The organism is Pseudoalteromonas sp. Isolate6 (assembly GCF_022398435.1).
Taxonomy (GTDB): domain Bacteria; phylum Pseudomonadota; class Gammaproteobacteria; order Enterobacterales; family Alteromonadaceae; genus Pseudoalteromonas; species Pseudoalteromonas galatheae.
Genome location: NZ_JAKEVK010000006.1, coordinates 1 through 13,565 on the forward strand (window position 1 = coordinate 1; position 13,565 = coordinate 13,565).

Annotated in this window: 10 protein-coding genes; 8 read left to right on the top strand and 2 right to left on the bottom strand. The window is 43.8% G+C overall.

Annotation, left to right across the window (positions count from 1 at the left end; all coding sequences use genetic code 11):
• Window positions 1-64 precede the first annotated feature (64 nt).
• The gene (locus L1D50_RS01505; protein WP_239965365.1) at window positions 65-3,751 is read left to right on the top strand and encodes a S8 family serine peptidase; all 3,687 of its coding nucleotides are present in this window, start codon (window positions 65-67) and stop codon (window positions 3,749-3,751) included.
• A gap of 174 nt (window positions 3,752-3,925) precedes the next feature.
• Here the strand turns inward: L1D50_RS01505 and L1D50_RS01510 are convergent, their stop codons facing one another.
• On the bottom strand, window positions 3,926-4,822 hold the full coding sequence (locus L1D50_RS01510; RefSeq protein ID WP_128726299.1) for a LysR family transcriptional regulator: 897 nt from the start codon (window positions 4,820-4,822) through the stop codon (window positions 3,926-3,928).
• 109 nt (window positions 4,823-4,931) lie between these two features.
• On the opposite strand from L1D50_RS01510, the gene L1D50_RS01515 reads away from it, so the two are divergent.
• On the top strand, window positions 4,932-5,687 hold the full coding sequence (locus L1D50_RS01515) for an SDR family oxidoreductase (protein ID WP_128726300.1): 756 nt from the start codon (window positions 4,932-4,934) through the stop codon (window positions 5,685-5,687).
• 24 nt (window positions 5,688-5,711) lie between these two features.
• On the opposite strand, the gene L1D50_RS23520 is transcribed toward L1D50_RS01515, so the two are convergent.
• Window positions 5,712-7,271 (bottom strand): ATP-binding protein, encoded by a 1,560-nt coding sequence (locus L1D50_RS23520; RefSeq protein WP_128726301.1) that lies wholly within the window; start codon window positions 7,269-7,271, stop codon window positions 5,712-5,714.
• Window positions 7,272-7,429: 158 nt separating this feature from the next.
• Between L1D50_RS23520 and L1D50_RS01525 the strand changes: the two genes are divergently transcribed.
• The 6 genes from L1D50_RS01525 (at window position 7,430) to L1D50_RS01550 (ending at window position 13,431) form a co-directional block, all read left to right on the top strand.
• Window positions 7,430-7,810: a BlaI/MecI/CopY family transcriptional regulator gene (locus L1D50_RS01525; RefSeq protein ID WP_128726302.1), complete on the top strand. Its 381-nt coding sequence runs from the start codon at window positions 7,430-7,432 to the stop codon at window positions 7,808-7,810.
• A 3-nt stretch (window positions 7,811-7,813) separates the two neighbouring features.
• Window positions 7,814-9,142 (top strand): M23/M56 family metallopeptidase, encoded by a 1,329-nt coding sequence (locus tag L1D50_RS01530; protein WP_239965367.1) that lies wholly within the window; start codon window positions 7,814-7,816, stop codon window positions 9,140-9,142.
• 1 nt (window position 9,143) lies between these two features.
• Complete coding sequence (locus tag L1D50_RS01535; protein ID WP_128726304.1) at window positions 9,144-10,493, top strand: peptidoglycan DD-metalloendopeptidase family protein; 1,350 nt, start codon at window positions 9,144-9,146, stop codon at window positions 10,491-10,493.
• Window positions 10,453-11,709 carry a DUF418 domain-containing protein gene (locus L1D50_RS01540; protein WP_235956551.1) on the top strand — a complete coding sequence of 419 codons (1,257 nt, stop codon included), beginning with the start codon at window positions 10,453-10,455 and terminating at the stop codon, window positions 11,707-11,709. Before L1D50_RS01535 ends, L1D50_RS01540 begins: the two co-directional genes overlap by 41 nt.
• Window positions 11,710-11,797: 88 nt before the next feature.
• Window positions 11,798-12,382, top strand: coding sequence for a GNAT family N-acetyltransferase (locus L1D50_RS01545; protein ID WP_128726305.1), 585 nt, complete (start codon window positions 11,798-11,800; stop codon window positions 12,380-12,382).
• Window positions 12,383-12,498: 116 nt separating this feature from the next.
• Window positions 12,499-13,431 carry a class I SAM-dependent methyltransferase gene (locus L1D50_RS01550; RefSeq protein WP_128726306.1) on the top strand — a complete coding sequence of 311 codons (933 nt, stop codon included), beginning with the start codon at window positions 12,499-12,501 and terminating at the stop codon, window positions 13,429-13,431.
• Window positions 13,432-13,565 lie beyond the last annotated feature (134 nt).

Sequence of the window (13,565 nt, forward strand, 5' to 3'; positions counted from 1 at the left end):
ATATTGATTTTTCTTTTGCATTGATTGCAATGATATTACTATAAGAAAAAATTCAGGGGTAAAAATGTCCAATAAACTAAAACTATCAGTGGTTGCCGCATCAGTGTGTGGCGCATTAGCGATGACAAGCGCTCATGCTAGTGTAAACCTAAGCTCAGAAGTGAAAACAGGGATTAACGGGTTTGAGTACAAATCAACTAACCACGCTAAACCAACAAACCCCATTAAAGCAGAAAGTAAGCACTATTATATCGTTCGATTAGAAGGCAATGCTTTGGCGAAAACCAAAGGCGCAATCAATTCAGAACGAAGCGGCAACGGTCTGATGATGCAATCTCAAGCCGTTAAGACGCAGAGGCAAGCCCTTGCTCAGGAACGTAATTCATTCTCGCAAAAACTTTCTCAAACTATTCCTGGAGCTCAAATCGATCGTCATTATGATGCAACGATGAATGCGGTTGTTGTTAAATCAGAAAAGGATATATTTGAACAACTTAAATCATTACCTGGTGTAACGCGCGTATTTAAAGAAGAGCGCTATCACGCTCAGATGGACTCATCGCTTTCTTTAATCAATGCACCTGTAGTGTGGGAAAAGCTTGGTGGTGACCGAAATGTTGGTAAAGGTATTCGAGTAGCAGTTATTGACTCTGGGATTACTCCGACTAATCCTATGTTTGACGACACTGGTATGGAAGCGCCTACAGACGGCTTACCATCAGACGATTACTGCCGAAAAGTGGATACCTCATTCTGTAACAACAAACTAATTGTAGCCCGTTACTCTGTACCTACTTTTGAACAACCTGACTTTCAAACTTTTAGCCCATTAGACCTTGACGGTCACGGTACTCACGTTGCGGGTACTGCGGTAGGTTCAGCGGTAACTGCTGACTATAACGGTAATACCGTTGAGTTGAGTGGCGTCGCACCAGGCGCGTACCTCATGAGCTACAAAGCTCTATATGAAGAGGGCGGCTCTAATATTATGTTAATTGAGGCGTTGGAGCACGCATTAGAAGACGGTGCTGATGTAATCAACAACTCTTGGGGTGGTGGCTATGGTTCACACCCTGAAAATAGTGCTTATGCTGAAGTTTTTGAAAATATCAGAGCAGCGGGTGTTGTTGCAGTTGTTTCTGCTGGTAATGGCGGTGCTGGCGCTAGCACCATTGGTGGTCCAGCTAACCTTGAATCAGTTATTTCGGTGGCAAACACTCAGCACGGCCGTATCTTCACTACTGGCATGTCATTAGACGGTGGAGAAAATATTCTTCACGTAACGAGTTCAGATACAGAACATAGTACGGTTATCTCTGCTAAACCAGTAGCAGCGGAAAAAGTTGATGCAGAGAATGTAACTGGTTGTCAGCCTTTCCCAGCTGGCTCTTTCACCGATGCTTTTGCTGTAGTGTCTCGAGGCGATTGTAATTTCTCAGTTAAAGTTAAAAATGCTGCTGATGCCGGTGCTAAAGCTATTGTTGTTTATAATAATCGCGTAGGTACACCTTTTGTGATGGCGACCGCAGGCGAAACCCTTCCTGCATTCATGGTTAGCCAAGAAGATGGTGAAGCGATTATTGCAGCCGCTTCTGCAGACGGATTTGATGGTAAGCTTGCCGTTGACGGTGTAAATCGTACCGCGATTAGTGAAGCTGCTCGTGATTCAATGCGTGAGTCTTCGTCACGAGGCCCTAACGGCGATCCATCTATCTTTAAGCCAAACGTTGCAGCGCCAGGCACTAATATTCTATCTGCGCACTTGGCGGTAGACGGTGTTGCGAATTTCGCTGAGCTTTCTGGTACGTCAATGGCAGGTCCACACATTGCCGGTGCTGCAGCACTTCTTAAGCAGCAATATCCGGACTGGAGCCCTGAAGAAATCAAATCAGCATTGGCCAATACCAGTGTTACTGAAGGTTTGAAGAAAGAAGATGAAGTGACTCCGGCTGACGGCTTTGATGTTGGTGCAGGACGCTTTGATTTAGATAAAGCATTTAACGCAAAAGTGACTTTCTCTGAGATGGGATTGTCTGAAACTCAATGTATTGAAAGCTGTGATTACAGCGTTACTGTGAAAAACATGACTGCTGAAGCAATGAACCTACACTTTAAGGGCGTTGCGATAGGTGGTGGTGTTGCTGTTAAGGATCTAACGTCTTCTGTCGAATTAGCACCTCGTGGTGAGGAAGGCGATGCTAAGTCAGCATCAATAACACTTAGCATTACGGGTTCCGATCTGGATGCATGGCAGTTTGGTCGTATTGAAGCGTACAATGATGCGGGAGAGCGTGTCGGTCACGTACCGCTTGCTGCATTTGCATCATCAACGTCTCTTCCTGGTTTAGCTGTGTCTACATCAGGGGCTTCAAATTCAGCAGAATTTGATGTGAATTTAGGTTTTGTGAATGATGTTATTGACGGTCAAGTTACTCTTGACTCAGTATTGCCTAGTTCACTTGAAGTAATCCCAGACAGCTTTAAGGTTTCTATGGATAATGGCAACCAAATCCTTGCTGGTGCAGATATTCCAACTCGCCACATTGCTTGGACAGGAAAGCTTGACAAATCATCTATAAAAAGCGCAATTGAGGCTGGAATAAATATTGACCTTAAAGCTCGAAAGGAATATCGACCAACCTGTGAAGATTCGTGTGATGATTCAGATTTTAAATTTAACTTAGCAAACATTGGTGATGGCTATACGTTCAAGTTAGGTGGTGTTGAATATAGTTATATTACGATCACCTCAAATGGCTTGATTGTTGCCGGCAATGGTTCAGCTAGTGGTACAGGCTCTAATGAAGCGATACCATCAGTTAATGGACAAAACGGTTTGATCGCCCCGCTTTGGGCTGACTTTGATCTTCAAGGGCCTGATGAAGCTGTTGGCGGTGCAGTTTATGTTGCACTTCTGTCGTTTGGGGACGATCCTGAAAACCTAACACACTACTTTGTAACTGAATGGGCTGACGCGAGATTATTCGAAGACACTTCGGGTGATGAATACACTTTCCAATCTTGGATCCGTCTAAATGGTGAAGAAGAGCACTTCTTCAACTATGTAAAAGTGCCAAAAATGCCAAGTAAAGCAACGGTTGGTATAGAGGATTCAAATGGTATTGTTGGTCTTCAGACGTATCACAATGGTGAAGGTACTGCGCCAGTTGCTGGACAAGTTATCGCTTATGAATATAACAAGGGTGGTGCGGTAAATCTTGGTGTTAAAGTTAAGCTTGCTGAAAATGCACATATCAAAGCAGGTGTAGCAGATACAATAGAGATGGATGAAGACACGTCATCTGAAGCTATTGATGTTTTAGCGAATGATGATGCTCAACATATTGACCTTATTCCTGTGACGCTAACGGTGAAAGGCAGCGAAAATCAGCGCGCGGTACAAAGCGTATCGTTTGCCAATCCTGAAGGTGGCTTTGATGCTGCAACACTAGCGGTTGTTGATGCTCCTGCTAATGGTGCTGTTGAAATCAAAGAAGGTAAAGTCATCTATACCCCTGAAGCAGACTTTAACGGCGTAGATAGCTTCACATACACAGCGAAGGCCGCTGGTGAAAGTACGTTGATGCTTGCACCAACCAAGGTAACTGTGAATGTTGCTGATGTTGCAGAGGCTACGACACCACCAGTAGTGGAAGAGCCAGTTGAAGTTGGTACTGGTTCGTCGGGTTCATTTGGCTGGTTAGCTTTACTGGCAGCACCATTTGCGGCACTTCGTCGTAGACGCAAATAAAATAAGATTAACTTCTTTATAGTCAAGGCCCTACAATCTGTAGGGCTTTTTTTGCGTAGCATTCGAAAACTTGATGAAGTAAATTTCTTTTAAGCTCATGCTTTGCCGTTACAGTAAAAGCTGGGCTTGAGCTTATATCAGTTAGCCTTAATACTTGTTTACTATAAAACTGAGTTAATCGAAGCGGTATTGCTGATAGGTTGAAGTCAATAGCTCAACAAACTCCCGTACCTTTGCGGGAGTATATTGCTTCGACAAGTACAGTGCGTGGATAGGATAACTTTCATCGTGTAGTTCAGGTAGTAGCTGCACACAACTGCCCATAGTTAATTCATCTTTAAATGCCCATAGCGGCCCGTAATGCACACCAAGGCCAGCGTTTACCCAATTTTTTAGTACAGCAACACTGTTGGCGACGAGTTTACCACTTACCGCAACGGCTTCACGATGCAGGCCTTTACCGAGAATGAGCTGATCACCAAGCTTAGGTTTATTGTAAAAGATAAAATCCAGTTTGCTTAAATCGCTAAAGCGTTGTGGTTGTCCCATGCGCTCAATATACGCTTTAGAGGCCACCAAGACCCGTGGTACATGGCCAAGTTGTCGGCAGATCAAGGAGGAGTCATCCAGTTTGCCAATCCTAATTGCAATATCGATTTGTTTAGCCTTGAGATCTTCAAAATGACTGCCGAGTAGTAACTCAATATTGAGGTCTGGATAGGTGGTTATCATGGTTTGTATCACAGGAGCAATGAAGCGCTCGGCGAAGTCGTGTGGCGCTGCAACTCTTAATGTACCAGAAGGCAGTGTGGAGGTGCCTGAAATCGACTCTTCCAATTCTCTTTTTTCATCTAGTAATTGTTTTACGCCTTTATAGTACTCAAGCCCAACTTCAGTTGCGGCCGTTTGCTTAGTGGAGCGCTGTAAAAGTTTTACTCCTAATCGACTTTCTAAGTTTGCGAGTTTTCGGCTTACCGAGGAGGGATCGGTACCTATCACTTCAGCCGCAGATTTGAGGCTGCCAGATTCAACGGTAAGAACAAACAAATCTTCTTCAGTAATCGATTTCATAGCGGATGTAAAAAATGCAATTAGTAAATGACTAAAATCACTATACCTGTATCCCTTTCACCTAGCTACACTAAAAGTCGATTGAATATTGCAAGTAGGAGAAATAGGTATGTCTAAGCAGTTAACAGGTAAGGTTGCGTTTATCACTGGGTCAGCCAAAAATATGGGGAAGGATTTTGCTATTGCGTTGGCAAAGCAAGGCGCTGATCTTGTCATTCACTATCATAGTGCCCATTCTAAACCACAAGCACTTGAAACCCAGAAGGAAGTTGAAGCGCTGGGTGTTAGGACGACGCTAGTACACGGAGATGTCAGCAATAAAGCGCAGGTAATGAATATATTTGAGCATATTATTAGTGAGTTTGGCGCCGTGGATATCGTTATCAATAATGCCGGTACTATCAGCAAGAAACCGTTTGCTGAATATAGCGAGGAAGATTTTGACAGGCTATTTGGGATCAACTGTAAAGGGGCATTTTTTGTGATGCAAGAAGCCGCTAAACATATTCGTGATAACGGTCGGATCATTAATATGGGCACTTCGCTATTGGCAGCATTTACTGGAAATTATGCGCTCTACGCTGGCTCAAAAGCACCACTTGAGCACTTCACTCGTGCGCTGGCAAAGGAAGTCGGACATCGAGGTGTGACCGTCAATACGATTGCACCAGGTCCAATTGACACTGACTTTTTCCATGGCGAAGAAAACGAGCAAACCGTTAATTATTTGCAGTCTGCAAGTGTAATGAACCGACTAGGGCAAGTAGACGATATTACCCCTGCAGTGCTTTATCTTGCGTCGGAGCAATCACGCTGGACGACTGGACAAACCTTGTTTGTTAACGGAGGCTTTGTCACTCGTTAAGTATGCTATTAGGGCACAAGTTGGTTAGGCGGTTTGTGCCAACGTTTTGTTCGCCAACAAGATGGTAAAAGTGGTGCCATTTCCGGCTTTGGAATTAACTTTTAAGTCACCTTCTAAATGTTTTTTGACGAGATTATAGGTGACGGAAAGTCCAAGCCCAGCATGACCATGTTGGCGAGCTGTGGTGTAAAAGGGCTCAAAGATCCGATTTAGGACCTCATTACTCATACCGACGCCTTCGTCTTTGACTCGAATAAATATTTTGTTGTCAGTGATCTCTAAACGAACAGCAGCAAATGGCTGGGTGTCGCTATCATTACTAAAACCATGCACTCGGGCATTCTCAAGCAGCTGCAACAAAATTTGCTGTAGCGCCTTAACGTTGATTTTGACCAGTTGTTCCAGTTTTCCTGTTGCGCTAAATTCAACGCGCATCTTTAACTGAAAACGGGCCGTTTGTTCGCAATAATTGCGAATAACGGCTTCTAGGTCGACAAGTTGCTCGACGTCAGTTTCTTGCTCTGCGGAGATATTCTTGAACTCTTGCACTAGCTTTGCCGTTTTGCCGAGATTTCGCTCTGCGATAGACAAACCAGAATCCAATGCTGCCATAATTTCTAAAAACTCAGCGTGCGACAAACGCTGCGCTTTCATGCCGGTTTCCATCGCATCCACTTGCTCTTGGCAGGATGACACTGCGGTAATCGAGACACCAAGTGGAGTATTTACCTCGTGAGCCAATCCTGAAACTAAACTACCTAGGCTTGATAATTTTTCCGCCTCTACCAGTTGCTGGTGGATCACATGGATGTGGCTAAGGAGCTGGTTGATGGCAAGGCTAACATCAGTCAATTCATTGTGGTTATCAATGTCGATACGTTTTTCGAGACTCGAGCTCTCAATAATGTGATTGATTTGCGAGCGAATATGATTGATTGGATGTTGAATAGAGCGATATAAAGCGAAGCCAACGGCGATTAAGCTCACCAATACAATCACAGAAAAAATAATGAGCAACAACTTCAGTTGGCTAAATTGTTGCTCAGTTTGCTCCACAATACCGAGTGCGACGTCATTTTGTACCTCGGTGAGTGCTTGTAGTGATGCAGTTAACGGATCGAACTTTTCATAGAGTGCAGTAACAAACTGATGTTGTGGAATTGCTAAAAATGTCCCTTGATTTATCGCGCTTTGGAGCGAGGCAATATGCGTAAATACGGCCTGCATTTGGAACTCAATGAGTTCAACTTTGACTTGCTCCGCAGTCACCAAATATGTGTTTAGATAGCTTTGCCACGCGTCGTTCATGACCCGAGTTGCATCTGCTATTTGCAGCAGCACCTCGTCTTTGGAGACCAACCCTGCACGATACTTATGAAGTATGTCGACAATCTGAATCGCACCGTGATCTGATACTTTTTTTATTTGAATAAGCGGCACAACACGATCGGCGTATAGAGATTCTACTTCTGACTCAAGGTGAGCGTAACGGTTAAAAGCATATCCGAGCAGTAAGGCAAGCGCAATGACGGGAAACACAATTAGCAGCCATAATTTATGGCGAATATTAATTAGCTCTAGCACTACAGATAACTCATTTTTTGCATATCAACTTGAAGTATAAGTGCTGTTGATAATGTCGCCATTTTTCGTGGTGAAAATTAAAAAAGCATAATGTGCGACTTGTGTCGCACTTTTTTGTTTGTTAATGTGTGACATATGTCGCAGTTGTGAGAAAAACAATGAAACCTAACTCAACCGAACTAATCGTTTTAAAAATCCTTTGGCGTGAACAGCCAAAAACGGGTAAAGAAATTCACACAGAAATAGGATCAAAGCTCAGTTGGAGCTACTCATCAACTCGAAAAACTCTTGAGAGAATGTGTGAAAAGGGTTATCTCGCCGAGCAAATGCAAGGCAATAAAAAAATATACTCAGCTGTCCTTGCTAAGGTACCGACTCTCGCACTTTATGCCCAAGAGTTTGCAAAGCAAATCATGGAGTTGGATGAGCCTCTTCCAATCGCTATGTTTTCAGATAGTAAGTTAATTGCAGCGGATGAATTAGATGAATTAGAAGCCATGTTAGATGAGTTAGCTAAGACGCAAGGTGATGAAGAGTAAAGTATGGAACTGATATTACTTTCGGTCTTGCTGTGGGTGGCGCTTAGTGGCTTAACGTACGCACTTGGAGTGAAATTTTCCGCTCGGTATATACAGAATAAAGGACTTTGGTGGGGCGTGCTGGCAGTGACTTTTGTGCCTTGGATCCCACTTGAACACATGGAGCAACACAACGCCATTCCAGCCGTATTGTTTAATGCCAATTTACAACAATTTGCAGAGCCGCTGCTGGCAATGACGAAGCGCACTCAAGTTGCGTCTGACTGGCTAAACCTGACGCTTATGGCTGTATTTATGGTCTATTGCGTTGGTCTCATCACTCATCTTTTGGTACTTGGGCGACAGTTTTGGCGAGTAAAACGCCTTTGTAGTACTGCTTCAAAAATAAAACTCGGAACACGGAGTTGCTATCAATTGCCAATTACTTGCTCTCCTTTTGTGTTCGGACTGTGGCAACCCAAAGTGTATTTGCCGGTGGAATTTGACACGCTGCCAGAGGCCGAGCAGCAGGCGCTTATTCTGCATGAGTTAACTCATATAGATAAAGGCGATCATATTGCTGTCGTAATTTGGCGAATACTCACGACGCTTGCTTGGTTTAATCCATTTATTGCAAAAATGGAACTGGGCTTTATTCGAGCGATGGAATATCGCTGTGATGAGGTGACGATAGCGAAGCACAGCCTAGAGCCCTTGGCTTATAGCAAAGCATTAATGAACTCTTTAAAACGAGCTGCTGCTCCGCCGGAAACGATGAATATGACAGCAAGTTTTGCGTCTAACTCATTGACCTTAGATGACTATAAAAAGCGTTTTAGCGTTATTCTTAAATCTAAAAAGAAGCCAAGTAATCTTGTGTTGATAGGGGTTTTTGTGTTGCTTAGTTCAGGTTTAGCCTATGGCAATATTCAATGGACAATGGGAACGGCAATGGTGAGTAAAACATGGACATACCCGGTCGTCACCCCTGAAATAACATCAAGGTTTGGACATGTATCGAACTTTCGTCACAATAAAGCACATCAAGGACTGGATTTAGCTGGCGGCGTTGGTGAACCGGCGATGGCGGTTGCCAGCGGTATGGTCACGATTGCTGATGATAAAACCCTGCCTGAGAATTACGGTAAAGTGGTGTTGATCCATCATGACAATGGTTATCAAAGTCTCTACGCACACCTTGATAGCATTGATGTTGCAGTGGGTGAGCAAGTATCGCAAGGAGAAGTGATCGGTACCATAGGTGAAACCGGTCGAGTCACTGGTCCACATCTACATCTAGAAGCTCTGCATAACAACACGCGCATTGATCCGCTGACCTTATTGGAAAATTAACATGATTAAAAAGCTTTCTATCGCCATTGCAATGATGGCAACTTTTGGCTGCTCGAAACAACCAGAGCAGACTCATTCGGTCAATAAAGCGCAAGAGAACACCTTTGTTTTGGCGCAAGCAGAACAAGGCCAAGCTGTTGTACTTAATGGATCCGCTGAAGACTCAGTCGCGGCCCAAACCCAAATCACAGAGGAGTTAAAACCTGTTCAAGATATTCGTTTACTTGAACTTAAATCGGGTGAGAGTTTAGCGAATCTTTTAAGTGAGTTTGCATTCAGTGACCGCGATAGTTGGCTGGTGGAACAAGCCGTGAGTACGTGGACATCACTGACTAAACTCAAGGCTGGACAGTTAATAGAAGCAGAGCTTGTAGACGGACAAGTACAGCAGATCTGCTTTGAATATGCATTTGCACAGGTTATTGAGATTAAAAGAGTAGATGAACACTGGCATGCATCGCTAAGTGAGCTTGAAACCGTCACGCAAACAAAGCGCTTATCGACAAGCATAGATTCTAGCTTTTTTGTAGACGCCAGCAAAATCGGGGTACCCAATGACATTATCAATCAAAGTATTGTGGCCTTATCTCACCTTGTCGATTTTCAAAGAGAAGTATATGCCGGCGATCAAATTGATTTTGTATTTCAAGAACAGCAGCTTGTGGCAGCCAAAGAGTTACTCAAGCAAATCTCCAAACCTATAGAATTACAACATGTTGCGCTACTTTCAGGAAAAGAAAAATACCGCTTATACCGGTTTACTGATAATGGCGGAACGACCGCTTTTTACCACTTAGACGGTACCCTCGCACAAAGTTTTTTAATGAAAACGCCCCTTAACGGTGCTCGATTATCGTCAAACTTCGGTAAACGTCATCACCCAGTATTGGGCTACACCCGAATGCACAAAGGGATCGATTTTGGTGCGCCTGTTGGTACGCCTATTATGGCTGCGGGTTCTGGAAAAGTACTCAAAGCTGGGTGGGGCGGCAGCTTTGGTAATCGCGTAGTGTTAGATCACGGTAAAGGCTATCAAACACTTTATGCTCACTTAAATGGCTTTGCGAGCGGCCTCAAGGCTGGGATGCGAGTAAAGCAAGGCGATGTGATAGGTTATCTTGGTAATACCGGCCTGTCGCAGGCGCGTCACTTACATTATGAAGTGCATAAAGACGGAAAAGCCATCAATCCACTCACCCTAAAACAACCAAAAAATACTAAGCTAAATGACACGCAATTTGATGAATTTAGCGCGCAGGTTGCACAAATTACCACACTACTCGATAGCGAAAACACAAAGCTAGCTCACAATGATGGACAGTCGGGCAGCATGGGTAATGCCGATGACTAGCCCTGAAAGAAATCGCATTAACAGCCTCGACTTTATTCGCGGGGTAGCAATCCTATGTATTTTACTTATCAACATCGAAAGTTTTGCCTATCCCAATCCATGGGGCATTTACCAATATGGCTTTATGACGGATATAGACAGTGAGGTAAGGTACTGGGTTTATGTATTTGCTCAGGGCAAATTTTACGGACTGCTGGCGATGTTATTTGGCGCAGGTCTCACCATCATTCTTCAAAAACAGCCATTTGAATTTGCGATTAAATTAAGTGCGGCAAGGCTAGTGGCTTTATTTATACTCGGCCTTGTTCATGCCTATTGTATTTGGAGTGGCGACATTCTCTATCACTATGCCGTGATAGGAATGATTGCCACCACCGTCATATTACTTGGCACCCGGGCCATCAAAGTCAGCATAGTAATTTGTTTGGCGTTTATGTTAGTTGCAGGTTTTGGCAGAGCAGAGCGCACCAACGCCCAATACGATGCTTACCAAGCTGCACTCAATGTGGACGAAGTGTCTCGCACACGAGACCAGCAAAAAGCGATTAACCGGTGGCAGAATAAAACCGAACCACGGACACCCACTCATCGTACTTTGGAAGAAACGCCAAGCTTAACTGAGTATTGGCAGAAAAACTTTGACAGCTCACAAGTCCACAAAGGTAAGCTGTTTTATTCAAGTATTTTTTGGTCCACGCTAATGATGATGCTGATAGGCTCGCAGCTGTTTCAATGGGGATTGTTCTCAAAGACTAAGCTTAGCCCACTCACGGTTGTAGCGCTACTTTGCTTGATTGCGGTGTCGTGTTATGCCACTCAAGCTCGCTATTTTCATTGGCTACACAGTTCACATATCCCAGTGTTGTCTTACGCTAAACAAATGGTCATCGTACTTAACCGGGAGCTGCAAGCGATTGTTTACTTGGTTTTGTTATCTTTGCTATATAACCGTTGGTTGCATCGGTTCAAACCCCTTGAGGCGATAAATCAAGTGGGGAGATTTGCGCTGAGTAATTACATTGGACAGTCACTGTTATTGGTGGTCATATTTTATGGCTTTGGATTACATAATACGCTAAGTCGCAGTGAGCTCTTGTTCTTATGGCTTGCTATTATGGCAGTGCAGCTGCTATTAAATGTGATCTATGGGCGATTCTTTAAGGTGGGACCCGTTGAACGTGTATGGCGCAAACTAACAATTAAGTTATATGCATAATCGACTTGAATTTTTTACAAATTCGAACTTCATTCCTAAGCTAGTTTTGACCTACTATTGAAGTTGGCACGTTAGCTTGAGGTAAGGTATGGAAATAGAAATAACACAAGGATGGGATATAGAGTATGCGCAAGCGGCTGCTGAGCTTTATGTTGACGCGTTTGGTAGCAAATTCAAAGCCGCAGTGCCGGATCGCAATAAGCTGATCACTATTATCGCGAAGAGCTTCATCTCAGAATACTCTTTCGCTGCCTTTGCAGACGGCAAGTTAGTGGGGATTGCGGGCTTTCAATATGGCAAAAGCGGTTTTACATCGAATATGGGCTTTTCTGGACTTATTGACGAATTAGGTTTGCTAGGCGGGGTTAAAGCCGCAGCGGTGTTTACCCTATTTGAGCGAAAGCCTGCGCCCAATGAAGTAGTGATGGATGGTATCGCTGTTGCTGAATCGGTCAGAGGACGAGGTGTTGGCACTGCGCTTCTAGTGGCACTGCAGCGCTATACCAAACAAAGCGGGTTTCACGCATTACGACTTGATGTAATTGATTCTAACCCCCAAGCAAAAAAGCTTTACATGAGAATGGGCTTTGTTGCCTCCCATCATGAGGATTTTTCTTATCTCAATTGGTTAATTGGTTTTAGCGGGGCAACAACGATGTTGTGGCGCCCATAAGACTGGTTTCCTTTGCTGCAAAAAATAAACGTGAAAGATAAGCAGGCCTTAGACATTTGCTTTTGCTATGAAGTAACAAGTAAAATGCCGAACTTTACGCATAACCAGACATCGACATGACAGCAATAAACCCTGTATCGACCCTCCTTAATCATTTGCAAACCCAAGCAGTACCAAACGAGCTGAGGCGTCTATTTCATGGACGTGGTCGTTGCTATGAAGGGCTTGAACAAATCACCGTAGATTGGTTACAAGGTCAGCTCTTAATCTCTTTATTCAAGGAGCACGACGTTGACTTTATAGCGTCGTTAAAGCAGGCATTATTATCACTTGTGGAGACTGAAGCATTTAGCGAAAAACTCTCTGCTATTTTGCTGCAACATCGTTATTTGCCTGATTCAGATCTCGAGGTCTTGTATGGTGAATTAACCGCTATGCCTATCGTTGAAGAAAATGGACTTAAATATGGCTTAAAGCTTGGCGTAAAGCAGAACATGGGACTGTTTTTAGATATGCGTTTGGGTCGTGAGTTTGTAAAAGCTCAGTCTGCGGGGGCTCGGGTACTTAATCTGTTTTCTTATACTTGTGGGTTTTCCGTCGCGGCGATTGCGGGCGGTGCTGCCCATGTTGTGAATCTAGATATGGCAAAAGCGGCGCTCAAGCAAGGCCGAGTCAACCATCAACTCAATGAACACGACCTCAGCAAGGTATCTTTTTTAGGCCATGATTTATTTAAATCTTGGGGAAAAATACGTAAATATGGGCCGTACGACCTAATCGTAATTGATCCGCCAAGCTTTCAAAAAGGCAGCTTTGCACTGACCAAAGACTATCAACGTATTTTAAGAAAGCTTCCTGAGTTACTTACGCCAAATGCCCAAGTGTTGGCGTGTGTGAATTCTCCCGATGTTTCAAGCCAATTTCTGATTGATGAAATGACCAGAGAGGCGCCAACGCTCACGTTTGTTGAACGTTTACAAAACCCACCTGAATTTAAAGACATTGATGAGCAAAGCAGCCTCAAGTGTTTAAGATTTAAAGCAAGTTAATCTATTTCTTAGTACTTTAACTTGGATGTAAAAGTGTGAACTAATACAGATAACCATTTAGCATTGAAAAGCGACCATTCAGCAATATTCAGAGTGCTTTTCGACGCTAAATGCGTACCATGAACGTATTCAGT